Origin of the sequence: Brevibacillus sedimenti, from assembly GCF_020923495.1 — a bacterium.
Lineage (GTDB): Bacteria > Bacillota > Bacilli > Brevibacillales > Brevibacillaceae > Brevibacillus > Brevibacillus aydinogluensis.
Genome location: NZ_CP064048.1, coordinates 1,621,411 through 1,645,704, shown reverse-complemented (window position 1 = coordinate 1,645,704; position 24,294 = coordinate 1,621,411). Strand labels below are relative to the sequence as shown.

The 24,294-nt window shown below is 58.3% G+C and carries 24 protein-coding genes; 8 read left to right on the top strand and 16 right to left on the bottom strand.

Annotated elements, in window-relative coordinates:
• Positions 1 to 131 precede the first annotated feature (131 nt).
• The 3 genes from IRT44_RS08115 (at position 132) to IRT44_RS08105 (ending at position 3,624) form a co-directional block, all read left to right on the top strand.
• A complete protein-coding gene (locus IRT44_RS08115; protein ID WP_171565253.1) occupies positions 132 to 836 on the top strand; it encodes a response regulator transcription factor in 705 nt (234 codons plus the stop codon).
• 11 nt (positions 837 to 847) lie between these two features.
• Positions 848 to 2,245 carry a sensor histidine kinase gene (locus tag IRT44_RS08110; RefSeq protein WP_212132186.1) on the top strand — a complete coding sequence of 466 codons (1,398 nt, stop codon included), beginning with the start codon at positions 848 to 850 and terminating at the stop codon, positions 2,243 to 2,245.
• A gap of 176 nt (positions 2,246 to 2,421) precedes the next feature.
• A complete protein-coding gene (locus IRT44_RS08105; RefSeq protein WP_212132187.1) occupies positions 2,422 to 3,624 on the top strand; it encodes a branched-chain amino acid ABC transporter substrate-binding protein in 1,203 nt (400 codons plus the stop codon).
• 157 nt (positions 3,625 to 3,781) lie between these two features.
• On the opposite strand, the gene IRT44_RS08100 is transcribed toward IRT44_RS08105, so the two are convergent.
• Genes IRT44_RS08100 through IRT44_RS08080 form a run of 5 tightly spaced genes read right to left on the bottom strand, consistent with a single transcriptional unit; the run spans position 3,782 to position 8,792 of the window.
• Positions 3,782 to 4,918 (bottom strand): M20 family metallopeptidase, encoded by a 1,137-nt coding sequence (locus IRT44_RS08100; protein WP_212132189.1) that lies wholly within the window; start codon positions 4,916 to 4,918, stop codon positions 3,782 to 3,784.
• Between the two features lie 12 nt (positions 4,919 to 4,930).
• Complete coding sequence (locus tag IRT44_RS08095) at positions 4,931 to 5,731, bottom strand: ABC transporter permease (RefSeq protein ID WP_171565256.1); 801 nt, start codon at positions 5,729 to 5,731, stop codon at positions 4,931 to 4,933.
• Complete coding sequence (locus IRT44_RS08090; RefSeq protein WP_212132191.1) at positions 5,728 to 6,570, bottom strand: ABC transporter permease; 843 nt, start codon at positions 6,568 to 6,570, stop codon at positions 5,728 to 5,730. The genes IRT44_RS08095 and IRT44_RS08090 overlap by 4 nt, the downstream gene beginning before the upstream one ends.
• 3 nt (positions 6,571 to 6,573) lie before the next feature.
• On the bottom strand, positions 6,574 to 7,668 hold the full coding sequence (locus IRT44_RS08085) for an ABC transporter ATP-binding protein (RefSeq protein ID WP_230077719.1): 1,095 nt from the start codon (positions 7,666 to 7,668) through the stop codon (positions 6,574 to 6,576).
• An 8-nt stretch (positions 7,669 to 7,676) separates the two neighbouring features.
• Positions 7,677 to 8,792 carry an ABC transporter substrate-binding protein gene (locus IRT44_RS08080; protein ID WP_212132195.1) on the bottom strand — a complete coding sequence of 372 codons (1,116 nt, stop codon included), beginning with the start codon at positions 8,790 to 8,792 and terminating at the stop codon, positions 7,677 to 7,679.
• A 215-nt stretch (positions 8,793 to 9,007) separates the two neighbouring features.
• Here IRT44_RS08080 and IRT44_RS08075 point away from each other — a divergent pair, with 215 nt between their 5' ends.
• The 3 genes from IRT44_RS08075 to IRT44_RS08065 all read left to right on the top strand — a co-directional run bounded on the left by IRT44_RS08075 (position 9,008) and on the right by IRT44_RS08065 (position 11,560).
• Complete coding sequence (locus tag IRT44_RS08075) at positions 9,008 to 9,763, top strand: IclR family transcriptional regulator (RefSeq protein WP_171565260.1); 756 nt, start codon at positions 9,008 to 9,010, stop codon at positions 9,761 to 9,763.
• A gap of 175 nt (positions 9,764 to 9,938) precedes the next feature.
• Positions 9,939 to 10,385 (top strand): MerR family transcriptional regulator, encoded by a 447-nt coding sequence (locus IRT44_RS08070; protein WP_212132197.1) that lies wholly within the window; start codon positions 9,939 to 9,941, stop codon positions 10,383 to 10,385.
• Positions 10,385 to 11,560 (top strand): MFS transporter, encoded by a 1,176-nt coding sequence (locus tag IRT44_RS08065; RefSeq protein WP_230077718.1) that lies wholly within the window; start codon positions 10,385 to 10,387, stop codon positions 11,558 to 11,560. Before IRT44_RS08070 ends, IRT44_RS08065 begins: the two co-directional genes overlap by 1 nt.
• A 39-nt stretch (positions 11,561 to 11,599) precedes the next feature.
• Here the strand turns inward: IRT44_RS08065 and IRT44_RS08060 are convergent, their stop codons facing one another.
• The 8 genes from IRT44_RS08060 to IRT44_RS08025 form a co-directional block, all read right to left on the bottom strand.
• On the bottom strand, positions 11,600 to 11,914 hold the full coding sequence (locus IRT44_RS08060) for an AzlD domain-containing protein (RefSeq protein ID WP_230077717.1): 315 nt from the start codon (positions 11,912 to 11,914) through the stop codon (positions 11,600 to 11,602).
• Positions 11,904 to 12,587, bottom strand: a complete 684-nt coding sequence (locus IRT44_RS08055) for an AzlC family ABC transporter permease (protein ID WP_230077716.1) — start codon at positions 12,585 to 12,587, stop codon at positions 11,904 to 11,906. Before IRT44_RS08055 ends, IRT44_RS08060 begins: the two co-directional genes overlap by 11 nt.
• Positions 12,588 to 12,756: 169 nt before the next feature.
• Positions 12,757 to 13,356, bottom strand: coding sequence for a hypothetical protein (locus tag IRT44_RS08050; RefSeq protein ID WP_230077715.1), 600 nt, complete (start codon positions 13,354 to 13,356; stop codon positions 12,757 to 12,759).
• Between the two features lie 198 nt (positions 13,357 to 13,554).
• Entirely contained in the window at positions 13,555 to 14,262 is a 708-nt protein-coding gene (locus tag IRT44_RS08045) for an ABC transporter ATP-binding protein (RefSeq protein ID WP_171565265.1), read from the bottom strand.
• Between the two features lie 18 nt (positions 14,263 to 14,280).
• Entirely contained in the window at positions 14,281 to 15,057 is a 777-nt protein-coding gene (locus IRT44_RS08040) for an ABC transporter ATP-binding protein (RefSeq protein WP_171565266.1), read from the bottom strand.
• A 22-nt stretch (positions 15,058 to 15,079) separates the two neighbouring features.
• Positions 15,080 to 16,369 carry a branched-chain amino acid ABC transporter permease gene (locus tag IRT44_RS08035; RefSeq protein ID WP_230077714.1) on the bottom strand — a complete coding sequence of 430 codons (1,290 nt, stop codon included), beginning with the start codon at positions 16,367 to 16,369 and terminating at the stop codon, positions 15,080 to 15,082.
• 9 nt (positions 16,370 to 16,378) lie between these two features.
• Positions 16,379 to 17,332 carry a branched-chain amino acid ABC transporter permease gene (locus tag IRT44_RS08030; RefSeq protein ID WP_230077713.1) on the bottom strand — a complete coding sequence of 318 codons (954 nt, stop codon included), beginning with the start codon at positions 17,330 to 17,332 and terminating at the stop codon, positions 16,379 to 16,381.
• Between the two features lie 716 nt (positions 17,333 to 18,048).
• Positions 18,049 to 19,809: an adenine deaminase C-terminal domain-containing protein gene (locus IRT44_RS08025; protein ID WP_230077712.1), complete on the bottom strand. Its 1,761-nt coding sequence runs from the start codon at positions 19,807 to 19,809 to the stop codon at positions 18,049 to 18,051.
• A 215-nt stretch (positions 19,810 to 20,024) separates the two neighbouring features.
• On the opposite strand from IRT44_RS08025, the gene IRT44_RS08020 reads away from it, so the two are divergent.
• The gene (locus IRT44_RS08020; protein ID WP_171565270.1) at positions 20,025 to 20,471 is read left to right on the top strand and encodes a YgaP family membrane protein; all 447 of its coding nucleotides are present in this window, start codon (positions 20,025 to 20,027) and stop codon (positions 20,469 to 20,471) included.
• Between the two features lie 12 nt (positions 20,472 to 20,483).
• Positions 20,484 to 20,621: an EYxxD motif small membrane protein gene (locus tag IRT44_RS08015; protein WP_171565271.1), complete on the top strand. Its 138-nt coding sequence runs from the start codon at positions 20,484 to 20,486 to the stop codon at positions 20,619 to 20,621.
• 49 nt (positions 20,622 to 20,670) lie between these two features.
• Here the strand turns inward: IRT44_RS08015 and purD are convergent, their stop codons facing one another.
• The 3 genes from purD to IRT44_RS08000 all read right to left on the bottom strand — a co-directional run bounded on the left by purD (position 20,671) and on the right by IRT44_RS08000 (position 24,089).
• A complete protein-coding gene (purD, locus tag IRT44_RS08010) occupies positions 20,671 to 21,939 on the bottom strand; it encodes a phosphoribosylamine--glycine ligase (RefSeq protein WP_171565272.1) in 1,269 nt (422 codons plus the stop codon).
• A 70-nt stretch (positions 21,940 to 22,009) separates the two neighbouring features.
• Entirely contained in the window at positions 22,010 to 23,557 is a 1,548-nt protein-coding gene (gene purH / locus IRT44_RS08005) for a bifunctional phosphoribosylaminoimidazolecarboxamide formyltransferase/IMP cyclohydrolase (protein ID WP_230077711.1), read from the bottom strand.
• A 163-nt stretch (positions 23,558 to 23,720) separates the two neighbouring features.
• On the bottom strand, positions 23,721 to 24,089 hold the full coding sequence (locus tag IRT44_RS08000) for a hypothetical protein (RefSeq protein WP_171565274.1): 369 nt from the start codon (positions 24,087 to 24,089) through the stop codon (positions 23,721 to 23,723).
• Between the last annotated feature and the right edge of the window lie 205 nt (positions 24,090 to 24,294).

The following is a 24,294-nucleotide window of genomic DNA, read 5'->3' as shown; positions in this document are numbered from 1 at the left end:
CTTTTCTGCGCGTGACAGGAGAATCCTGCTTCCACACGTTTTGCACGATTCTCATACGCCCCTCCCACACATCACCAACGGCGCTGTGCTACAATGTTACCAAACGACTGAGGCAAAGCGAGGAATGAACCATGCAGACTCCCTACCTCGTCTATCTCGTGGACGACGAAACCAATCTGCTGGGGCTTTTGCAGTCCTACCTGGAAAGCGCCGGTTTCCGGGTCAGGGCGTTTTCCAGCGGGGCCGACGTGCTGCCGGTGCTGGACGAGCCGGAACAGCCCCACATCTGGATTTTGGACATCATGCTGCCCGACATTGACGGATACGAGCTCCTGCGGTTGATACGCAGCAAATCGGACGTGCCGATCATTTTCATCTCCGCCCGGGATCAGGACATCGACAAAATCATCGGGCTGGAGCTGGGCAGCGACGACTATCTGGCCAAACCGTTTTTGCCCAGGGAACTGGTCATCCGGGTGCAAAAATTGCTGCAGCGCACGTACGAAAAAGGGCCAGTCCTCGCAGCAGCCCAGCCGCAGGCGTACCAGGATTGGGTCGCGGTAGGGCCGTACCTGATTTCGGAGAAAGGCCGGCTGGTCAAGGAAGGGGACAACCTGATCGAGTTGACCACCAAGGAGTTTGAACTGATCATCTACCTCCTGCACAACCAGGGGCTTGCCCTGAACCGGGAACAAATCTTGACGGCCATCTGGGGAGAGGATTACATCGGATCGGACCGGGCGGTGGATGACCTGGTCAAACGCATCCGCAAAAAAATGCCCAAATTCCCGCTGGAGACCGTCTATGGCTTCGGCTACCGTTTGACCCGGCCGTGATGAATCCCATGATGAATAAATTCCGTTTGAAAAACCTGCCGCTCTCCCGGCAGATATTGATCTTGTTCATGCTGCTGACCAGCGTGCTGGGGATCGGCGTGGGCATCGTCTATCCCTTTGCCGTCAAGCATTATCTGGTCAACAACACGTATGCCCTTTTGGAGGAAGAGTTCTACACCCTGTCGGAACACATCGCCTTCAACGAGCACAACGAGCTGCTCCCCGTTCCCGCGGCCGCTCCCTACTTTTTGCAATTGCTCCTGTCGCGCTATGAATACTCGTTTGACATGATCGTCTTTTCCGCGGACGGCCATGTGCTGGGCAAGCGCTTGACAGACAATCTCTCCTACGAGGACACAGTCGACCTGTTCAGGGGGGCGTCCTCCTTTCCCCGGAACCGACTGCAGCACGGCACGCTCGAACGGGGCGGGGAGGACTACCTGTTTGTCAGCAAGCTGATGGATTACCACGGCTTTCCCTACTACCTCGTCCTCTTCTCCAAGGAGCGGGAACTGAACCAGATCAATGCGCTCTTGACCCGCCAGTTTATGATCATCTTCATTATTCTGCTGCTGGTGAGCTGGCTGTTGGCTGTCTGGTTCAGCCGCTATCTGAGCAAACCGCTGCGTACCTTGGACGAGTCGTGCCAAAAGATTGCCCGCCGGCAGTTCGACATCCCGCTGACGATGGACCGGGAGGACGAGATTGGCCAGCTGGCCCGCTCGTTTGAGTCGATGAAAAGCCAACTGAAGGAATACGACGAGTCGCAGCGCCACTTTATCCAAAACATCTCGCACGAGTTGAAGACACCGATCATGGCGATACAGGGGTATGCCCACGGCCTGCTGGAAGGCGTGTTTAAAGGCCCGCAGGCGGAAAAAGGGCTGGAGATCATCATGGAAGAGAGCAAGCGGCTGGAAAAGGTAGTGGGTCAGCTCCTCTACCTGACGAAGATCGAGTCGGTCTCCCAGATGATGCAGATGGGGCGCGTCGATTTGGCGGAAATGTTCAGCCTCCTGCAGCAGCGCCTCTCTGTGCTCAACCCGGCCGTCAACTGGGAACTGCGCCTGCCTGCTGCGCTGGTGCTGGAAGGAGACGGCGAACAGCTCAGCACGGCGTTCGTCAACATCCTGGAAAATCAACTCCGCTACGCAAACAGCCGGCTGACGATCACCGGTACCCAGACGGGCGATACGGTGACCGTCACCATCTCCAATGACGGGCCGCCCATCGAGGAAGCCCTGCTGCCCCATCTGTTCCAGCGTTTTCGCAAAGGCAAATCGGGCAAGCACGGCCTCGGTCTGGCCATCGCCCGCGCCGTCTTCGAAGCCCACGGCGGAAGCATTTCCGTGCGAAATGAGGCGGACGGCCCCTGTTTTACGGTGACGCTGCCGGTTGACAGAAAATAGACTTCCGGAATGAATTGAAGTCCCGGTCATCCCGGGACTTTTTTGCTGCGCGCCGACCGTTTATGTCCAAAACAATTTCCATTTTCACACAATACGGAATATTCATTGACGTATATGCTATATCCTGATATGTTAGAGAAAAATATATTTCTCACAAATGATATGGGGGTTACGTCATGAAATCACAAACCGTTCGCTTGTTGCTTGCCGGATTGCTGGCAGGTTCGCTCGTTGCTGGCTGCGGCGGGGGCAATTCCACTTCTTCGGGAGGCAATGAAGGCAGCGGCGGAAACGCCGGCTCCAACGTTATCAAAATCGCCACGCAAAGCCCGCTGTCCGGCACGCAGTCGCTGGAGGGCGACGGGATCAAGCTGGGGGCGCAGTTGGCCGTCCAGGACCGCATGGAAGACTTCAAAAAGCTGGGCTTTGACCTGCAGCTCTTCCCGCAGGACGACCAGGCAGACCCGAAAATCGGCGTCTCCAATGCGGAAATGCTGATCGCCGACCCGGATGTATACGCCGTGATCGGCCACTACAACACCGGTGTCGCCATCCCCTCGTCCGTCAAGTACGAGGAAGGCAAACTTGCGATGATCTCTCCGGCCAACACCGGCGTTGAACTGACGGAAGCAGGCAAAAAGAGCGTAAACCGCCTGGTGGCGCGCAACGACCAGATCGCGCCGGCAGCAGCCAAATACGCCAAGGAAAAGATGGGCATTACCACCGTCTACATCGCCCACGACAAGACCGCGTACGGACAGGGGCTGGCCGATGAGGTGCGCAAGGCGTTCAAAGAGCTGGGTGTGAAAGAGGTGGCCTATGAAGGCATCAACCCCGGCGAAAAAGACTACAGCGCAATCGTGAACCAACTGGTGGCACACAAGCCCGACCTCGTCTTCTACGGCGGCATGTACGCCGAGCTGGGAATCATCGCCAAGCAGGCCCGCGAGAAGGGCTACACGGGCCAATTCATGGGCGGTGAAGGGCTGGAGTCGAACGACATGTACAAAATCGCCGGACCTGCCGCAGAAGGCATCGTCTACGCAACCGTGGTCAGCGACATCCGCTCCCAGGAGGAAGGCAAGAAGTGGGTGGAACGGTTCAAATCGGCATTCAACAAGGAACCGGGCGCATTTTCTCCGTTTGCCTATGACGCAACCCTGGTCGCTCTGAACGGCATCGAGCAGGCGATCAAGGAAAACGGCGGCAAAAAGCCGACGCGCGAACAGGTGATGAACGCCATCCGCGCCACAAGCGAATTCAACGGTTTGTTTACCAAAGTGAGCTTTGACGAAAAGGGAGACAACAAGCACTCCCAGGTGTATATCTACAAGTTCGGCAAAGAGAAAGCCGAGTTTATCGGCGAAGCGGGACAATAACCCGCTTTCCGGCGCCTGCGCACAGCAGGCGCATTTTTTTTGCCTCTGTCGGCTTGCACACAGCAAAATACCCCTTTGCGCTCGCAGCCTGACATAGCCGGCAGACGCTGCGCAAAAGGGTTGTCCATCAACAAACAGGCTTGTTCCTCGACATGTGCTACACCTCTTCGATCAACCGAGCCAGCAGGGCAGCGCGTCTGGGAATCTCGTCCAGCTCCACAAATTCCTCCGGCGAGTGGGCAAACCCGCCTTTTGCCCCCAGCCCGTCAAGGGTAGGGAGACCGCAGGCGGCGGCGAAGTTTCCGTCGCTGACGCCGCCGGTGCCCGACTCCCGCAGCGACATACCCAACTCCTCTGCCCCAATCTTCCGGGCCAGGGCAAACAGGGCGGCGACCTGCTCCGTCCGTTCCATCGGCGGACGGCGGATGCCGCCGGACACCGTCAGCCGCGCGCCGGACAGGCTGGGCGTCAGTCCCGCAAACAGCCGCTCAATTCGCCGCGCTTCCTCCAGCGTCCTCACCCGGACGTCCACTTCTGCTTCGGCGTAATCGGCCACCACATTGGAGCCGATTCCCCCTTTGACCAGCCCCACGTTGACGGTCGTCCCGCTCGCATAGTCGGTCAGTCCGTGCAGGTACTGCACCAGCCGGGACAGCTCCTCAATCGCCGACACTCCTTTGTCGTGGTCCACCCCGGCGTGGGCGGAAACGCCGTGGACGTGCAGAGTAAAGTGGGCGCTGCCTTTGCGCCACGTCTTCAGCGCGCCGTCCGGCTCCATCGGCGGCTCCAGCACGAAGCCGGCCAGGGAACGGGACGCCTCCCGTTCGACGAGTGCCCGCGAGGTAGGGCTGCCGATTTCTTCGTCGCTGTTGAGCAAAAGCACCACCTGCTTGTCAGCCGGCAGACGGTTCAGCTCCGCCAGCGAGCGCAGCGCAAACATCGCCTGCAGCACGCCCGCCTTCATGTCGTAGACGCCCGGGCCGTATGCTTTTCCCTCCCGGATGAAAAACGGACGACGGGCTGCTTCCCCTCGCGGCCAGACCGTGTCGTAGTGGCCAATCAACAGGACTTGTCTGCTGCCGCTTCCCAGCACGCAGCGGACCTGGTCGCCGTAGACGCTGTTGGGGATTCGCTCCGCCCTGCCTCCGGTCAGTTCCTCGAAGCAGCGGGCAAACCACTCCGCCATCCGATCCCCCGCCTCCTTGTCGCGTGAGGGGGAATCCATGTTGACGCAGGCTTCCAAGAGCTGGATCAGGTGTTGGTGATGTTGTTGCAAATACGAGTGAATTGACATCGTGCCTCTTCCTTAATGGGATTGGGAATTGAGTCCAAACAGGCGCTCCAGCCCGTACACCTTTTCCAGCAGGACGATAAACACCAGGCTGAGTAGGATGACGACCGCGGAGATGGAGGCCACCAGCGGGTCCAGCGTCTCCTGCATGTAGGTGAAAATAGCCAGCGGCAGCGTTGTCGTGTCGGGCGCCACCAAGAAGAGCGACACCGTCACGTTGTCAAACGAGGTCAGAAACGAAAAGATCATACCCGACACGATGGCCGGCCGCAAAAGCGGCAGTGTGACGTCCCAAAACACCCGCAGCGGCCGGGCTCCCAGCATGTAGCCCGCCTTTTCCAGGGTGTAGTCGAACGTGCTGAGGCCGGTCAGCACCAGCCGCACCACGTACGGAATGGAGATCAGCGTGTGGGCCAGGAGCAGGCCGGTAAACGTGCCGGCAATGCCGATCCGCGTAAAGAACAGCAGCGCGGCGATCCCGATGATCAGCGACGGCACGGTCAGCGGCGACAGCAGCAGGCCGTTGATGACCCCGCTGCCGCGGAATTTGTACTTGCTCAAGGCAAAGGCCGCCAACGTGCCGATCAGCGTCGCCAGCACGGCCGTAATCGCGGCAAGCTGCAGGCTGAACCAGAACGACTCGATAAACTCCGGCCGATCCAGAATCTTGTCGTACCACTGCCAGGAAAAGCCATCCGGCGGAAACGACAGGTATCCGGCCGCGGTAAACGAGCTGGGGATGATAACCAGAAACGGCAGGTTGACCAGAAGCAGCACAAAGAAGGTGATCAGTCCGAACCCGTTCAGCTTTTTCATGACGCAAACACCTCTTTGTATCGCTTGGTTTCAATCAACCGCGTGTACAGAGTGACCAGCAGGATCGTGCTGCCCAGCAGCAGGAAGGACAGTGCCGCTCCCAGCGGCCAGTTGAGCGTCGACATAATCTGTTCGTAGGCGATGACCGGCATTACTTTCACAGAGGTGCCCCCCATCAGCGCCGGCGTCACAAACGCGCTCATCGACAAGCTGAACACCAGTGTCGTACCGGCGATAATACCCGGCAGGGTGAGCGGCAGCGTCACGGTGAAAAACGTCCGCAAGCGAGACGCTCCCAAAATGGACGCCGCCTTGGACAGCGACGGATCAATCGCATACAGGCTGGTGGCGATCGCCAGCACCATGTAGGCGATAAATGAATCGGTCAGGCCAATGACCACGCCCAGCTCGTTGTACATCAGGCGCAGCGGTTGGTCGATCACGCCCAGCCTCAGCAGCGTTTCGTTGATCCAGCCCTTTTCACCGAGTACAACCACCCAGCCGAAGTTGCGGATCACCACGCTGATCAGATGCGGCGCCAGAATCAGTATGGTGACGACGCCCCGCATCCGGCCTGAAGCCTGCGCCATGAACATGGCCACGGGAAAGCCGAGCAGGAGCGTGCACAGCACCGTCCAGAGGCTGATGCGGATGGTCCGCCACAGAATCTCCAGGTAAAATGGGTCCTGGATGAACAACAGGTAGTTTTGCAAGCTGAACGCCTGCGTGTCGTCCTGAAAACTCAACAGGAGCATCAGCAGCATCGGAATCAGAAACACGCCCAGGAGCACGATCATGCTCGGCGCCGTCAGCAGCAGAATGGAGATACGCTTGCTCATCGGCTATCCCCTCTCCGCCGGCATGACCAGCACGTCTTCGCTCTCCCAGCGGCAGTTGACCGCCCTGCCGGGGGTAAGCGGCATCCCCTGCCCGTCCATCTGCACCTTAACGGACAGGGTATGACCTCCCACCTTCACCTCGCACTCGGTAAAGGCGCCCAAAAATGAGGCAATCATCAACTGGCCGCTGACGTGATTGACCTCACTCGCTGCCGCTCCGTCCGCCATTCGGATTTTTTCCGGCCGCACAAACATCGCCACTCTTTCGCCAGGAACAAACACCCGCTGCTGCCGGGCCGCCCTGACGATGAGGCCGCCCATCGTTTTCACGGTGAGACTCTCTCCGTCCTGAGCGAGTACGACTCCTTCCAGGCGATTGGTCTTGCCGATGAAGGTGTGGACGAACTCGGAGGCGGGACGGTTGTAGATCTCCTCAGGCGTGCCGATCTGCTCGACGCGGCCGTGGTTCAGCACGACGATTCGATCCGACAAAGAGAGCGCTTCTTCCTGGTCATGGGTAACGAAAATGGTGGTCACGCCGATCTCCTGGTGCAGCCGCTTCAGTTCGTCGCGCAGTTCTTCGCGCAGCTTGGCGTCCAGGTTGCTGAGCGGCTCGTCCAAAAGAAGCAGCGACGGCTCGATCACCAGTGCGCGGGCGATCGCAATCCGCTGCCGCTGACCGCCGGACAACTGCTTGGGATAGCGGTCGGCCACATGCGGCAGCTTGACCAATTCCAGCACCCGCTTCACCCGCTCCTGCATCTCGGCTTTGCCCACCTTGCGCAGCTTCAGCCCGTAGGCGACGTTTTCCGCCACCGTCATGTGCGGAAACAGCGAATAGGTTTGAAACACCATGCCCAGTTCGCGCTTGTAAGGGGGGACGCCGTTCATGCGCCGCCCTTTGATCAAGAGCTCCCCTTCGTCCGGGTCCAGAAATCCGGCGATCATGTTCAGCGTGGTCGTCTTGCCGCAGCCGGACGGCCCGAGAAACGAGACAAACTCTCCCTGCTCCACCTGCAGGTTGAAATCCCGAACCACGACGTTATTCTGGAACTTCTTCATGATGTTGCACAGTTCGACGTCAATTACCTTGCTCAAAGGGACACCTACTTTCCTGTCAGCGGCGCGATCTCTTTGTTGAAGCGATCGAGCCACGCGGACATTTCCTTGCTGATCGTGTCGTAGTCGAAGTTCACCACTTTACTGCGGTCAAACTCCAACTGCTTGGCCACGTCTTCCGGCAGCTTCACGGCCGTGGCCGGGTTGTAGTAGAGCTTGGTCGCGTACATGATCTGCACCTCGTCGCTCAGCAGGAAGTCGATAAACGCTTTGGCGGCGTTGGGGTGCTTGGCCCCTTTGACCAGCGTGGCGACGTTCGGCACGATGTTTCCGCCCTCTTCCGGGAAGACGAATTCCAACGGCAGGCCCGTCTCTTTTTGCGTCAGGCTGCGGGCCATCGTCCAGGTGGTGTAGGCTGCACTTTTGTTTTGCAGGTTTTGTTGGAGTTGGGCCGCGCTCTTGGCAAACGTCGGCATGTAGCTCGCAATCGTTTTCATTTTTTCAAAGCCGGGCTCGATGTTTTTCTCCGAACCGCCGTTGGCGTAGGCCAGCATGATCATCGTGGAGCGGCCGAAGTTGCTGGCCACGTCGGTCATTGTTATATAGCCCTTCACTTCCGGTCTGGTCAAGTCGTTCCATGACTTGGGCACCGGCAGGCCTTTTTCCTTGACGAGCTCCGCGTTGTACGAGATGCCCATCGGCGTAAAGTTGACGGTTACTCCGCTGTTTTCCGCGACGCGCAGGTCCTGCGGAACGTTTTTCATGTTGGGAATGTCCGTCTCGGAAAGCGCCTCCCACAGCCCTTCCTGGCGCCCTTTTTCCTGTTCGCCTCCCTCGACGATGGTGACGTCGATCTGCGGCGCGTTTTTCTGCGCTTTTACCTTGGCCACGATATCGGTCGAGACGCCGGAGACGTAGGTCAGCTTCACGTTCGGGTACTTCTCGTTGAACTTCTTGAAAATCTCGTCTTTCATTAGCTGTTCGACGGTGGCGCCGTTGCCCGCCACGACCAGCGTGTCCTCCAACTGCGCCTGTGCCTGGCTGCCGCCCTGCCCCACAGGCTGGCCGGACGCGGTTGACTGCCCGGCGGAAGACCCACAGCCGGCGAGCAATGAACCGGTTAAAGCAAGAATGGACAGTACCGATAATGCCTGTTTCTTCACGTGTTCATCCCCCGCTATGTGTATGTTTATTGGCAAATCGTTCACGAATAGAAAACACAGTTTCCTATTCGAGAACTATAGTGATATACTATCATAAAGGAGACTGACAATTCAAGGTAGTCTGAGTAAAGGGATGATTATCTCTTTTCGAACCGTAAAGTCTTCCCGGTTATGGTAGACTAATTCTAAATGTGAGCTTTGGAGGAGTCGTATCCATGGATCATTTTCTGTCTTCCGTACGCAACAGCTGCCGGCTCTTGAAAATCTTCCTCGACGCGCCCAAGGAGCTCGGCGTGACGGAATTGAGCAAGCGGCTGCAGCTCTCCAAGGGAGCGGTGCACAAGCTGCTGGCGACGCTGGAGGCGGAAGGATTTATCCGCCAAAACGAAAAAACCAGGCAGTACACACTCGGCTACACGCTGCTGGAGCTGGGCAACAAGGTGCTGAAAAACCACGACATCGTCGACTTTGCCGCTCCCTATATCAACCGCCTGGTATCTCGCACGCAGGAGCTGGTCGTGCTGTGCCTGCAGGACGTCACCGACGCCATCTACGTCACCAAGGTGGATTCGCCTCACCCGATCCGCTTTACGGTCGAGACGCACCGCCGCTTCCCCCTTTATTCCACCTCCGCGTCCCGCGTGCTGTTGGCCTACAAACCGGAATCGTTTCAGGACGAGGTGCTGGCGGAGGGAATCCGGACATACACGCCCTACTCGTACACGTCAGCCGACGAGATCAAGCGGGCGCTGCAGGAGATCAGGGAACGGGGCTACGAATTCAGCTCCGACCGGCGCAACGTGGGCGTTACCGGGATGGCGGCGCCGCTGTTTGATTCCACCGGTGAAGTAGCCGCATCGGTCAGCGTGATCGGCCCGTCCGACCGCGTTCTTCCCCAGAAGGATGCGATCCTCAGGGAACTGCTGGAGACCGTGCGAGAGATGTCTGCAGAATTGGGGTACCGTCCGTGAGCACTGCCGATGCTGTGCCCGGATCAGCCATTTGGTCTGGTCCGGGCTTTTTTGTGCACGCGGCTGGCCCATATAAGCGGAAAACAATAACGTTTACGTTAACGTTACCGTTTTGTATCATAAACCTTGTCTGTTTGTCGTCGTGCCATTACACACGCGTATGGGAGGGAGCCCGTTGTACCGCATTGAGGAGGCAGCCAAAAAAACCGGCCTTACGAAAAGAGCGCTTCGCTATTACGAGGAATTAGGGCTGGTCAATCCGTCCGGGCGAACGGAGAGCGGATACCGCATGTACACGGACGAGGACATCGCCCACATCCTGCACGTCAAAAACACCCGCGACCTGTTGGGAGCGTCGCTGCAGGAAATCAAGGACATGATGGACCTGTCCCACAAATACGAGCTGTTGAAGCAGGGCTATTACCAGGAAGTGTCCACCGAAGATAAGCTGAACCTGCTGACCGAACTGGAACGGACGCTCCTGGCCAAGCGCGGCTTCCTGCAGGACAAACTGAACAAACTCTCGGAGCTGCTGGCCGACTACGATGAGAAGCTGACCCGCATTGCCAGAAAAAAACAGGAACTGCAGACAGAAATCGAAATCAAAAAGGAGGATTCCTAATGGAAAGTCACGCGCATGCCTGGCGCATCATCATGCAGCAGCCAAAATCAGCCTGGGCTGTCGCGTTTGCCTGTGTGGTCGCTTTCATGGGGATCGGATTGGTCGACCCGATCCTGCCCGCGATTGCGAGCCAACTGAATGCCACGCCCAGTGAAGTATCCCTGTTGTTCACCAGCTACATGCTGATGACCGGCTTGACCATGCTGGTCACAGGATGGGTCTCCAGCCGGATCGGACCCAAGGCGACGCTCCTGGTCGGCCTGGCCGGCATCATCCTGTTTTCCTTTCTCGGCGGCATGTCCGACTCGGTGATGCAAATCGTCTGGTTCCGCGCCGGCTGGGGAATGGGCAACGCCTTTTTCATCTCCACCGCCCTGGCGGTGATTGTCAGCGTGGCCAGCGGCGGCACGGCGGGAGCGATCGTCCTGTACGAAGCGGCCATCGGTCTGGGGATGTCCGTGGGGCCGCTGCTTGGCGGGCTGCTCGGGGGCATCAGTTGGCGCGGGCCGTTTTTCGGCGTCGCCGTGCTGATGGCGATCGCGCTGCTTGCTGTCTTCGTACTGCTCAGCGACGTGCCCAAGCCGAAGCGGCGCAGCTCGCTCCTTGATCCGTTCCGCGCGTTGCGGCACCGCGGCCTGTTTACCATGGCGCTGACGGCGCTTCTGTACAACTTCGGGTTTTTTACGCTGCTGGCGTTTTCTCCGTTTGTGCTGCACATGGACGAACACAGCCTGGGATACGTGTTTTTCTTCTGGGGCGTGATGCTCGCCATCACCTCGGTGATCGTGGCGCCGAAACTGCAGGAGCGCTGCGGGTCCGTCCCCACGCTGTTCGCCATGCTGCTGCTGTTGTCCGCAGACCTGACGGCCATGGGATTGGGCGTATCGTCGCAAGTGACGCTGGTGCTGGCTATCGTCCTGGCCGGCGCGATTTTGGGCATTATCAACACCGTCCTGACCGCATCGGTGATGGACGTCGCGCCGGTGGAGCGTGCCGTCGCGTCTTCCGCCTACAGCTTCGTCCGTTTTGTCGGCGGCGCGATCGCGCCCTGGCTGGCGGGCAAGCTGGCCGAGTGGTACTCGCCGCACGTCCCGTTTTACGCGGGCGCGCTGGCCGTTCTGTTCAGCATGATGGCGCTGTACGCCGGCAAAAAACAACTGGCGAGCCTGCATTGATGCGCAAGCTCGCCTTTTTTTACACGCTCTTCCCGATCTTCAGAAAAGGGCCCGCCACAGCACAATCGCCCCCACCCCGGCCAACAGCGCCCAGACGACCTGCTTTCTCCACAGGCCGACGGCGAGTGAAACCACCCCCGCCGCGAGGTACTCCGGACTCCACTGCCCGTCTTTCCCATAAAAGAGAATGGGCGGCACGGTCAGCGAACTGAACACCCCCACCGGGACCATGGCCAGTCCGCGCCGGAGCCAGTCGGGGATCTCCCAGCGCGAGCTGATCAGCAGCATGGGAAACCGCGTCAGATAGGTAATCACGGCCATCAAGACAATGATCAGCAGCACCTTATCGTTCACGGATCACCGCTCCCATCACCACTGCCGTCAGCGTTCCGGCAATCACCGCCGCCGTCCCGCCGCCTCCCCAGTACGCGAGGCAGGCGACAGCCGCAGCGCCGGCCGCCACCTTCACATGAAACGGGGAGAGCAGATTAATTGCGAGAAAGCCAAGGAACGTGGCCACAAACGCAAAGTCCAGGCCGTACGCCTCCGTTTCCGTAAACACCGCGCCAAACCAGGCGCCGGCCAGCGTGCTGGCGTTCCAGATCAGATAGTCGACCGCGCTCGCACCGGCAAAAAAGGAGAGGCTGGGCTTTTGGCCGGACGCCAGATAGGTGGATGTCAGGGCGTACGTCTCGTCGTTCAGGCCAGCCGCCATCAACGACAGCTTCCACGGTGGCGTCCCGCGAAAGTGGGGCCCGAGCGACAGGCCGTACAGCAGGTGACGGGCGTTCAGCAAAGCCGCGGAGACCAGAATGGGCCAGCCCACAATCCCCTGCGAGATCAGGCCGACGGCGGCAAACTGCGACGACCCTGCGTTGACGAGGAGTGAAAACAGCAAGGCTTCCGCGATGCCGAGACCTGCCTGCCGGGCGAGGATGCCAAACACAAGCCCGTCCACGATCCCTGCGGCGGCGACCGGGATAATTTGAATCATGCCTGTGACAAACAACGTGCGCGCAGAGTTCACTCGCTTCCCCCTCCATACACTGCTATACTCTACGCTTGTCAGTAAGTTCTGTCAAATGCAGGAGTGCATGTACGGCTTTTACACTCCGTATAGCAGCCGCAGCCCCGCATCCATCTCCTCCACCGACAAGGCCAACCAGTATTCACCTGGCTGGCCGCCTGATACCATGCTATTCCAAGCCCAACTCTTCCATGGTTTTTACCTGCAGCCCCTTTTCTACGCCATTGGGCGGTTGTACTGTCTGACCGTCTGTTACAAATTTCCCTTGATACACTCCCGCTATTACATAAGCGTCATCAGCAATCGGCCCTTCGTACTTTTCCAAAAAGACAATCGCCGTCTCCTTTTCCGTAAATGCCTTGTTCCCTTCAAACGTGTATTCCTTTCCATCCTTATATCCGCCGGTTTCGAGAATCTTGACGGTTTCTCCGTTTTGGACCTCTCCTTTATAGACATGCAGCAGTTTCGCTTCACTCAACGTAAACACAACGTGTTTGTATTGGAAGCTGTCCGCCTTTTCAATTTCAACCTCTGCAATCAATTGAGAGTTGTCCTTCAACTGTTCGATACTGGAAAAACTCTCATTAACATCTCCTCTTACATCTACCGCAGTTCCCGCCTTCTCCTTTTGTTCAGCCCCGTGAACGTTTGCTTGCCATTGAGTTGCCTGGTCGGATGCAGGTTGATTGGCATTTACGTAAAGGTATCCGCCGGCAGCGACACTGGCAGCGGCTATCACAGACAACATGACGGTTTTTTGGTACATCATCGGCATGCACCCTTTCGCGTGGACCGTTTTTGGAACAGCCATATTCCTCACGACTCACATCGTTTGCAGAGAGGTACGTTCCAACTCTGATGTCGAATCGTCCTGCAAACCTGTGCGTCTATACGAGGAGACGAAGAAATTTCCATTTCGTTACAAAAAACACCGATGGAGTCATTAGACTCCATCGGTGCTTCACTTCTATGCAAGGTACGCTTCCCGCACCTGCGGGTTTGCCAGCAGGGTGGCCGCCTCATCCTGCAGGATGATCTCTCCCGTCTGGATGACGTAGCCGCGATGGGCCACGGAGAGCGCCTGGTTGGCGTTTTGCTCCACGAGCAGGATCGTCATGCCCTCCTTATTCAGCTCCGTGATGATGTCAAAAATCTGTTCGACCAGAATCGGCGCCAGCCCCATGGACGGCTCGTCCAGCATCAAAATCTTCGGCTTCATCATCAGGCCGCGTGCGATGGCCAGCATCTGCTGCTCCCCGCCGGACATCGTGCCGCCCTTTTGGTTGATCCGCTCTTTCAGCCGGGGAAAGTAGCGAAATGCCCGCTCAATTCCTTCCTCGATCAGATTCTTGTCCGTTACGGAGAAGGCGCCCATCTCCAGGTTCTCCCGCACGGTCAGCTTGGGGAAAATGCGCCGCCCCTCCGGCACGTGGGCGATACCCAGCAGGGCGATTTCATGCGTGCGCATTTGGGTGATGTCCTTGCCGTCAAAGAGGATTTTGCCTTCCCGTGCGCGCGTCTGGCCGCAGATCGTCTTCAGCGTGGTCGACTTGCCTGCCCCGTTGGAGCCGATCAGCGTCACCACTTCCCCTTGGTTGACCTGGATGCTCAGCCCCTTTAACGCGTGGATGCCGCCGTAATAGGTGTGTACGTTATGCAGTTCCAACAATGCCATCTGTGATTCCTCCCCCGCTTACGACACTTCCGACGCGCTTTTGCCCAGGTACGCCTCGATGACTCTGGGATTGTTGCGGATTTGCTCCGGCGTTCCCTCGGCGATTTTGCGTCCGTAATCCAACACGTGGATGTATTCGCTCAGGCCCATGACCAGCTTCATGTCGTGTTCAATCAGGATGATGGTCAGTTCCAGTTCGTTTTTCAGCCGGCGGATAAACTCCGTCATCTCTGCCGTTTCGCGCGGATTCATCCCCGCCGCCGGCTCGTCCAGCAGAATGATTTGCGGATTGGTCGCCAGCGCGCGGGCGATCTCCAGGCGGCGCTGCAAGCCGTACGGCAGACTGCCGGCCTCTTCGTTGGCGACGTGGGCGATCCCGACGTATTCCAGGAGTTGATAGGCCTCGACGCGGGCCCGCTCTTCCTCTTCGCGCACCCGCTTGACGTTGAACAGGATGCCCAAGAGTCCTGCCGTCAGCCGGCTGTGCGTACCCACCATCACGTTTTCCAAGGCGGTCATCTGCTTGAACAAGCGGATGTTTTGGAACGTGCGGGTGATGCCCCGCTCGGCAATCTGGTCCGGCCGCAGTCCCTTGATGCTTTTCCCGTCCAGCAGGACATCGCCCTCGTCCGGCTCGTAAAAGCCGGTGATCATGTTGAAAAACGTGGTTTTCCCGGCCCCGTTCGGTCCAATGACCGCCGTAATCGTCCCCTTCTCAATCTTGACGGTGACGTCCTGATTGGCGACCAGACCGCCGAAGCGCTTTGTCAAGCCGATTGCTTCCAACAGTGCCATAATGATGCTCCCTCCTTGTACGCTACGACTGGTTGCCCTGCGACAGCTTGCCTTTCGCCAGCCTGCTCAGGATCCCCAGACGGTTTTCGCCCAATTTGCTTGTCCGGATGGCGTCGAGATCGGTCTTCTTGCGCTTCGCCGGAATCAAACCGTTGGGACGGTAGAGCGCCACGAGGATCAACATGATGCCAAAGATCAACCGCTGGAACTTGGACGGATCCAACTGGTTCGGCAGATTGATGACGCCCGCCTGTTGCAGCGAGTGGAGGAAATTGGAGAGCTCTTTCAGCAGCTGCACCTGCAGCACCGTGACGAATGCCGCCCCCAATACCACGCCAGGGATGCTTCCGCTGCCGCCGAGGATGACCATGACGAGAATCCCGATCGACTCCATCAGCGTAAACGAGGTCGGATCGATAAACGTCTGCTTGGCGGCAAAGATGACGCCGACCACACCGGCGAAGGAAGCGCCCGTGGCAAACGCGGCCAGCTTGGTGTTCAGCAGGGAGATGCCCATGGACTGGGCCGCCAGTTCGTCTTCCCGCACCGCGATCCAGGCTCGGCCGATGCGCGAGTTTTCAAAGCGGAAGTTGGCCAGGACGATAAAGGCGATGACGACTAACACGATAAAATAGAAGTGGAACGGCGTGCCCATCTTCATTCCCAACAATTCCGGCTGCGGGATCGGAGTGATCCCCTGCGGGCCGTTGGTGATGTTGATGGGTTTGTCCAGGTTATTGAAAATAATCCGAATAATTTCGCCAAATCCCAGGGTAACAATGGCCAGGTAGTCCCCTTTTACCCGCAAGACCGGCAGACCGAGCAATATCCCGAAGATTGCCGCCACGATCAAGCCGACGATGAGGAACGGCCAGAACCACTCGCCCGACAGCGGAAACAGGTCGCCGGGGATGAACTGGTTGGCCTGGGACGTGGAAAAAATCGCGTACGCGTACGCACCGGCGGCGAAAAAGGCGACGTAGCCGAGGTCAAGCAGTCCGGCAAATCCGACCACGATGTTCAGGCCGAGCGCCATGGCCACGTAGATGCCCACCTGCGAAGCCACTTCCATGTAGTAGCGGTTGTCCCCCGCCACCAGCGGAATGATGACCAGCAGCACCAGTGCTCCGATGAGCATGCGGACCTTGCTGGAGGCGTTGGTGTAGTAGATCAAAACAATGGAGGACAAGATTCCCAGAAACGCGATGACCGATTTGTCCAAGAAGTGCAGTGCGGCCGAAAAGCCAGCGATCCAAATCAGCGTAACCGGAAGCGGAATCCCTTTGAACGACTTCCATACCATGTTTGCCATGCGTTTCACCTACACTTTCTCTTTTACGGCTTCGCCAAACAGGCCTTCCGGTTTGAACAGAAGCACGAGAATCAAAATGCTGAACGCAAACACGTCTTTGTACTCGGCGCCAAACGCTCCGCCGGTCAGCGGACCCATGTACGCGCCGGACAGGGACTCCAGCAAGCCAAGCAGAACACCGCCCACCATCGCGCCGCGGATGTTGCCGATACCGCCGAGAACGGCTGCGGTAAACGCCTTGAGACCGAGAATAAAGCCGATGTAGGGGTCAATCGTGCCGTAGTTCTGCGCGAACAGTACCCCGGTTGCGCCGCCCAGGCTGGAACCGATCAAAAAGGTAAGCATAATGACTTTGTCCACGTTAATGGTCATCAGCGACGCTGTTGACTGGTCCTGCGCAACAGCCCGCATGGCGATACCCCACTTGGTCTTGTTGATGAACAAGGTCAGCGATATCATCATCACAATGGCGAGCACGATGACGATCAACGCCTTCGTCGGAATCGCGGCGATGCTGCCCAACGGGATGGAACCTGAAAAAAGAATGGGACTGTTCAGATAAAATTCGTTGCGGGCAATCGCTTCCGTAAACCGGACGAGGTCCTGCAGCAGGAACGACACGCCGATCGCGGAAATCAGCGGAACGAGCCGCGGCGCACCGCGCAACGGACGGTAGGCTACCCGCTCAATCCCGACGCCGAGGGCTCCGGTAATGGCCATCGCGATCAGCAGGGTTATAAACAGTGCGACAAACGGATTCATCCCCTGAAGCGCCCCCAGGGCGTCCGTAATCAGCAGGACCTCCGTCCCCACAAAGGCGCCCACCATGAAAATCTCACCGTGCGCGAAGTTGATGAACTCCAAAATCCCGTACACCATGGTGTAGCCGAGCGCAACGACGGCGTACATGAAGCCCAGCGTCAAGCCGTCAACCAACACCTGAGGCAAAATGTCGAGCAGCATACTTTCCCATCCCTCATTCCTTTGTAAACTTGCGGTAATTGTAAATTTTCTGTATTCGGCGATCAAAAAAACGACTTGCCGCCCGGCGGCTGTCGGGACAACCGCTGCTTTTTTGCCTGACGCGCTGTCTATGTGTGAGCGGTCGTACCGTCAGCGAAAGGCTTGTCCGCGCACTGGACAACTCCTCAAACAGAAAGGGCGCACACCTGAGTGTCGCCCCGGGTTGAAAGAGGCTTGTTCGGTAGTCTGCGATGTCTGGCCCTATTTAAGCAACGTATCCTGCGATACCGGAGCCGGCTGCTCATTTTGGATCGACGAATACAACGATGAAACCGTCCCCTTTTCCGTCACAGGTATTCTTTTCTCGAGCAAAGCACCCCTTCCACGGCGGGACAGGTTAACATAATCATATCAGAACCACCCGTCCACCGCCACCCATGAAATCACTTGGCGGCCCGTAAAACGTCCACCCAGGGAGGATACCCGACATGGGCCAAACGTCTCACAGGACCGTTCCTGTCTGGCCTTTCTTAATTGTAAAATATATCAGGAATTTTACAAGAGATGAATAATGGTATTTTCAATAAACATATTTTTTATACATATAACAGCGTAAAGATGAAGCTGTATTAAATCCAAATAAATATATCAATACTTTACTAAGGTGAAGTAATTGATGTTTGCGAAGACATTCCTTTGCCGAAAACATGTTTTCCTCATGGAAGGGGAATGGGCGGCACCAAAACGGCCCCCGACTTCACATCGACGATCCCCTCGGCGGTAAGCCGGGCATACGGCAAATGGGTGGCGGTAAAAAACAGCAACGAATAGAGCGGGTCCAAATGCGCGTACCCCTTGTCCCGCAACAGGTCGGTCAGCGATTCCGCCATGCGGATGACGTCGTCCATCGGCGCGGGAGAAAACTTTCCGGCGAGCGGCAGCGGACATTCGCAGATCACCCGTCCCCCGTCGATCATGACCACGCCTCCGCCAATCTGCCGGACGCGCCGCAGCGATTCCGCCATGGCCTCCGGGTTGCGCCCGATGACCAGCCAGTCGTCGGAGGCCGTGTAGGTGCTGACCAGTGCCTCCAGCGAACGGCCGTATCCCCTTACCAGCGCCTGTGTCAGCCGCTCCCGGTCAGGATTGAGACAGCAGATTACCGCCAGCTCGGGATCGTTCTCCAGCGAAACGCAGCCATCCCGGTCTGCCGGCAGTTCCTCCCGCTCCAGTGTGGTAATGACCGCATTGCGCATGTGCAGGACCGGCAGCGGTCCGCCCGTGTGGCGAAGTCGAAACGCGTCCGCTCCCACGTCCCTGCCCAGCCGGTCGACGGGCGGAAACTCGTACTGCTCCCAATGAGGCAGCATCGTGGGCACCAGCAGCCGCCCTTTTTCCGCCGCCCGCCGTCCGTTGGCGATGACCAGCTCGGGCGTCGGCTCCTCCGGACGAGTAAGCAGCAGAACGTCGGCGAGTCGACCTGGGGCAATCCCCCCGATTTCGGCGTCCATGCCGTAGTAGACGGCAGGATTGAGCGTCGCCATCACGTAGGCCTCTTCCGGCGGCATGCCCGCTTCGATCGCCACTTTTATCGTGTAATCCATCAGGCCGTGCCGGTGCATCGGCGGCGTGCTGCCGTCCGATGTCAGCATCATGCGGGGCGACCAGGGCAGTCCCATCTCCAGCCAGCCGCGAACCAATTCCGGCAGGTCCGGCCGGATGGAGGAGTGGCGCAGTGCGACATACATCCCCAACTGCAGGCGGCGCAACAACTCCTCCGCCGTGATGCTCTCGTGGCAGGCGGTGATCCCGGCGGCAGCCGCTGTGTTCAGGGTCTCCACCGACGCTCCCGGATGGTGTCCTTCGATCCGTTTGCCAAGATCGCGGGCGTGCTTGAGTCCAAACAGCAGGGTCTCGTCTTCGTTCAACACGCCTTGCCAGTCGGTCAGTTCCCCGCCCTGGACGACCAGCGGATGCTCCAGCATTCGCGCCAGCCCTGCCCGGTCAAACGGCGGCTCTGCATGTGACCGCCTCCGCTGCGGATCGAGCCGACCCCAGAAAAACTGCTTGACCGGATGGGCCGACAGCCGCTCCATGATCTGTGCCACCTGCGCAAACGGCAGGCTCATCAGCATCATCGTGTCAGACACCAGGGTTGTCGTTCCCCGCTCCAGTGCGAAGTCGGCCAGCGAGAACGGATTGTACCACTGAAACGGATGGGCGTGCGGCTCCATGTACCCCGGCACCGCGTACATCCCGGCTGCGTCTACCACAACCGTATGTTCGGCCACCTCCGGCTCCTTTTCCCCCACATAGGCGATCCGCTCTCCGGCGACGACGACATTCACCTCCCGCCATTCCTTGGTATACACCTGCAGCACCCGCGCTCCCTTGATCCACATGTCGGCAGGGGCCTGCCGCTTCGCCACCCGTAACAGATGCAGGTAAGCCTTTTCGTTGATCGGACGGACTCGCATGGTATGCACTCCTTTCCCTGTTTGGCGCACGGATAGAGAATCCTCTGCCAGAGCAGCCGTTTCCTAGCGAACGCTCGCTCACTTCCTGTGTACACTTCTCCGTTCGCCTGCCGGACTCCTGTATCCAACCCCTCTGTTAACAACAATTCCCTCGCGTGATTTTTTCCGCCCGGCACACACTACCAACAGGAACTGTTAGGACAGGAGGAACAACCATGCAAAAAAACGTCGGAACCGTGGATGCTCTGATCCGCATCACTGTCGGCCTGTTGGGGCTGGCCTACGGCGTCGGCAGGATGAGCCGCCGCCCGTACCGCACTCCCTGGCTGTTAATGGCGCTGTCAGCCATGAAGGTGGCAGAAGGCGTCACCCGCTTTTGTCCGATGCTGTACGCGATGGGTGTCAACAGCTGCGGCGCCGGAATGCAAAACATGCTCAGCAAAGCAAAGGACATGAGGAACCAGGCAGGGAAACCGCGCAGTGGCACGGCTCCCAAGCAGGAGCAAACCAAACTGTCGGCCGAAGACAAACAGCTCGAAGCGGCTGTTAAGGAGTACGTCTCCTACCGCCAGGCCGAGGAAGCTTCCCGCAACGAAGAGCGCGCCAAAAAAACGGACGACCGCCACAGCCGCGACGAACATCTCGAGCCAACTTATTCCTAGGAGGGACAGCCCATGTCACTTGTCGGACCTCCGCTGTACGAATGGTTTTCCCACAATGCGTTTGTCTTTGCCTTGATCATCGGCTGTGTCGCCGTCATGGGCTACTTTATGTACGCTGCGAACAAGAAGAAAGGGAGATACCGTCAATAACCGGACGGATCTCCCTTTTTTTGCCATACAGGTCACAATTGGCACAAATCTAGCGTCTGCGCAGCGCCCTGTCGGCGATGTCCCGGCGGTAATGCGCACCCGCGAAGCTGATCTGCTCAACGGCAGCGTATGCCCGAGCACGCGCATCTTCCAGCGTTCGTCCTGTCCCGGTCACGCCGAGGACACGGCCGCCGCTGGTGACGATGCCCTGCTCCGTCTGTTTGGTGCCGGCGTGGAACACGGTGACGGACTCGCCCGCCTTTTCCAAGCCGCTGATCAGCTCGCCCTTGGGGTATTCACCCGGATACCCGGGAGCGGCCATGACGACGCATACCGCACTTTCCTGCTTCCACTTTACGTCGACCGATGCCAGTTCCCCCTGGATGGCAGCCGTGCAGATGTCTACCAGATCGGTCTCCAAAAGCGGCAGGATCACCTGCGTTTCCGGATCGCCGAAGCGGGCGTTGAACTCCACGACCTTCGGCCCCTCGTCCGTGATCATCAGGCCCGTGTAAAGCACGCCCCTAAACGGGATGCCGTCCTGTGCCATGCCGCGGGCCATCGGTTTGACGATCGTCTCCACGATCTGCTCCACCAGCTCTGCCGACATGTGCGGCACAGGCGCATAGGTGCCCATGCCGCCGGTGTTGGGGCCCTGGTCACCGTCAAAGACGCGCTTGTGGTCCTGGGAAGTCACCATCGGCTTGACCGTTTCCCCGTCGACAAACGACAGCAGGGACAGCTCTTCGCCGCGCATGCACTCCTCGATCACGACGCGCGCCCCCGCCTGGCCAAACACGCCTTCCTTCATAATCCGGTAGAGCGCCGCTTCCGCTGCTTCCAGCGTTTCCGCAACGACCACCCCTTTGCCGGCTGCCAGTCCGTCCGCTTTGACCACGATCGGCGCCCCCTGTTCACGCACGTAGGCCAGGGCCGACTCGTAGTCGAGAAACGACTCGTACCGGGCCGTCGGGATGCCATAGCGCTTCATCAGATGCTTGGCAAAACTTTTGCTGCCTTCGATCTTCGCTGCCTGCGCAGTCGGCCCGAAGATCGGCAGGCCGCGCTCCGTGAAAAAGTCGACGATTCCGCCCAACAGCGGGTCTTCCGGACCGACCACTGTCAGGTCAACCCCCTCGTCTTTGGCAAACTGGGCCAGGGCGGCAAAATCGTCAACGGGAATCGGCACGTTTTCCGCCAACAGCGCCGTACCGCCGTTGCCAGGCGCGCAGAAAATCTTTTTCACCTTGGGACTTTGCGCCAACTTCCAGACGATGGCGTGTTCGCGGCCCCCGCCGCCGATTACCAGTACGTTCATGCGTACTCCCTCCTGTCAGCGGTTCTGACAAATCCGCTTTTCTCTTTCGCTCTCATCAATTCGTCAGCGATTAGTGTTTGAAATGGCGTACACCGGTAAACACCATCGCGATGCCATGGCGGTTGCAGGCGTCAATGGAGTCCTGGTCGCGGACCGAACCGCCCGGCTGAATGATCGCTGTAATACCTGCCTTCGCTGCCGCTTCTACGGTGTCCGGCATCGGGAAGAAGGCATCGGAGGCCAGCACAGCCCCTTTCGCTTTTTCTCCCGCCTGAGCGATGGCAATGCCGGCAGCACCGACGCGGTTCATCTGGCCAGCGCCCACGCCGATCGTCATGTTATCCTTGGCGAGCACGATGGCGTTCGACTTGACGTGCTTGACGACCTTCCAGGCGAATTTCAGCTGCGCCAGTTCTTCGGCGGTCGGCTGTTTGTCGGTCACCACGCGGATATCGGCATCGTCCAGTTGTTTCACGTCGTAGTCCTGCACCAGCGCTCCGCCCGCCACCGGCGCGATGCGGAATCCCTGCGCGGCTTCCCGGGACTCGTTCAGCGAGGGGATGCGCAGCAGGCGCAGGTTTTTCTTCTCGGTCAGCACGGCCAGCGCTTCTTCGGTGAAATCAGGCGCGAGGATGATTTCCAAAAACGTTTCTTTCATCAGCAGGGCAGTGTCGCGGTCCACCGGACGATTGGCCGCCACGATGCCACCAAAGATGGAAACGGGATCAGCCTCGTACGCCTTTTGGTAGGCTTCGCGAATGTCGGCACCGATGCCTACGCCGCACGGGTTGGAGTGTTTCACCGCGACCACGGCAGGTTCGGCAAACTCGCGCACGATGGCCAGAGCGGCGTCAGCGTCGTTGATGTTGTTGTAGGAAAGCTCTTTGCCGTGAAGCTGTTGGGCACGTGCGATGCTGGCTCCGCCTGCCAGCGGCTCGCGGTAGAATGCGGCCCGCTGATGCGGATTTTCGCCGTAACGCAGATCTTGCGCTTTTTCGTAGGTCACTGTGTAGCTTTCCGGCAGGAAGTCGCCCACCTGTTCGCTCAGATAGCGGGAGATCAGCGCGTCGTACGCAGCCGTATGGCGGAACACCTTGGCGGCCAGACGGCGGCGCGTATCCATGGACGTATCCCCATTCTGCTCGATTTCCGTGGCTACCTGCTCGTAGTCGGCGGCGTCCACCACTACAGTGACGTACTGGTGGTTTTTCGCAGCCGCACGCAGCATGGTCGGCCCGCCGATGTCAATATTCTCAATCGCCTCCGCAAACGTCACGTCCGGTTTGGCGATCGTCTGCTTAAAAGGATACAGGTTGACGACAACCAGATCAATCGTTTCAATCTGCAGGTCGTTCAGCTGCTTCCGGTGGGCTTCATTGTCGCGCACAGCCAAGAGGCCGCTGTGGATGTTCGGATGCAGCGTTTTGACGCGCCCGTCGAGAATCTCCGGGAAACCGGTCACTTCGGAAATGCCGATAACCGGAATGCCCGCTTCTTTCAGCATGGTCGCCGTACCCCCGGTGGAGATGATCTCCACGCCGGCATCAGCCAAACGGCGCGCAAACGGAATCAACCCTGTCTTGTCGGAAACGCTGATCAGTGCCTTTTTCACACTCACGGATAGAACCTCCTGATATTATTGGAAAGAATATAGAAAACACGAACATTATAAGTTAATTAAAACATAATTGTACGTATTTATCAAGGTTTCCTCCCAAAAAAACGAACGCAGCCGAATCGTGCCAAGGCACGCGAGACTGCGCTTCGTTTGCATTACACGTCTATCGCCTTTTCTTTCTCCCGTCCTGCCATTTTCTCAATCGTTCGGCAAGCGGATCGCTTTTCACCTTTGCGCTGGCATGCGACACCTCTTTCTTCGGGGTGTCTGTTCCCTGTGCCTGCCTGTTCGCCAGCGCGCTGATGGATTCGAGCGATGGGGGTTTACCGTCCTTCAACTGTTCCTTCACCTTCACCCGCGTTTCCTCGCTCAGATTGAGCCCCATGTCTGACAGTTCGTCAAACACATCATCCAGGTTTCCATTCCCTCCCTTCGGCAGCTTTTGCGCCAGCCGCACGATATCCTCCATCGTCCAGTTCCGTCCTGTTTTCTTGCTCAGCTTACCCAGCAGATCGGATATCAAATCGCCCATGTGGGCCCCCTCCTTTTTTCCGCTTTCGTACTACTGTATGTAGCAAACGCCCGGGTGGGGACCGTTTTTTCCAAAATAGCCCGGTGTGCAGACAAAGTCCGTAATGGGTGCATCATGGGTGTACGGGAAGGGAATTGTGCATACCGTAAAGAATTAACAACTTTTACTTCGTACACTAATGGAAGTACCGGAGATGAAACGTCTG

Excerpts from the sequence above, each read along its gene's own strand:
- IRT44_RS08050 (WP_230077715.1), bottom strand. The coding sequence starts at position 13,356 with ATGATGTACCAAAAAACCGTCATGTTGTCTGTGATAGCCGCTGCCAGT.
- IRT44_RS08110 (WP_212132186.1), top strand. The coding sequence starts at position 848 with ATGAATAAATTCCGTTTGAAAAACCTGCCGCTCTCCCGGCAGATATTG.
- IRT44_RS08090 (WP_212132191.1), bottom strand. The coding sequence starts at position 6,570 with ATGAGCAAGCGTATCTCCATTCTGCTGCTGACGGCGCCGAGCATGATC.
- IRT44_RS08025 (WP_230077712.1), bottom strand. The coding sequence starts at position 19,809 with ATGCGAGTCCGTCCGATCAACGAAAAGGCTTACCTGCATCTGTTACGG.
- IRT44_RS08105 (WP_212132187.1), top strand. The coding sequence starts at position 2,422 with ATGAAATCACAAACCGTTCGCTTGTTGCTTGCCGGATTGCTGGCAGGT.
- IRT44_RS08065 (WP_230077718.1), top strand. The coding sequence starts at position 10,385 with ATGGAAAGTCACGCGCATGCCTGGCGCATCATCATGCAGCAGCCAAAA.
- IRT44_RS08100 (WP_212132189.1), bottom strand. The coding sequence starts at position 4,918 with ATGTCAATTCACTCGTATTTGCAACAACATCACCAACACCTGATCCAG.
- IRT44_RS08000 (WP_171565274.1), bottom strand. The coding sequence starts at position 24,089 with ATGGGCGATTTGATATCCGATCTGCTGGGTAAGCTGAGCAAGAAAACA.
- IRT44_RS08115 (WP_171565253.1), top strand. The coding sequence starts at position 132 with ATGCAGACTCCCTACCTCGTCTATCTCGTGGACGACGAAACCAATCTG.
- IRT44_RS08040 (WP_171565266.1), bottom strand. The coding sequence starts at position 15,057 with ATGGCACTGTTGGAAGCAATCGGCTTGACAAAGCGCTTCGGCGGTCTG.
- IRT44_RS08045 (WP_171565265.1), bottom strand. The coding sequence starts at position 14,262 with ATGGCATTGTTGGAACTGCATAACGTACACACCTATTACGGCGGCATC.
- purD (WP_171565272.1), bottom strand. The coding sequence starts at position 21,939 with ATGAACGTACTGGTAATCGGCGGCGGGGGCCGCGAACACGCCATCGTC.
- IRT44_RS08075 (WP_171565260.1), top strand. The coding sequence starts at position 9,008 with ATGGATCATTTTCTGTCTTCCGTACGCAACAGCTGCCGGCTCTTGAAA.
- IRT44_RS08020 (WP_171565270.1), top strand. The coding sequence starts at position 20,025 with ATGCAAAAAAACGTCGGAACCGTGGATGCTCTGATCCGCATCACTGTC.
- IRT44_RS08095 (WP_171565256.1), bottom strand. The coding sequence starts at position 5,731 with ATGAAAAAGCTGAACGGGTTCGGACTGATCACCTTCTTTGTGCTGCTT.
- IRT44_RS08030 (WP_230077713.1), bottom strand. The coding sequence starts at position 17,332 with ATGCTGCTCGACATTTTGCCTCAGGTGTTGGTTGACGGCTTGACGCTG.
- IRT44_RS08015 (WP_171565271.1), top strand. The coding sequence starts at position 20,484 with ATGTCACTTGTCGGACCTCCGCTGTACGAATGGTTTTCCCACAATGCG.
- IRT44_RS08035 (WP_230077714.1), bottom strand. The coding sequence starts at position 16,369 with ATGGCAAACATGGTATGGAAGTCGTTCAAAGGGATTCCGCTTCCGGTT.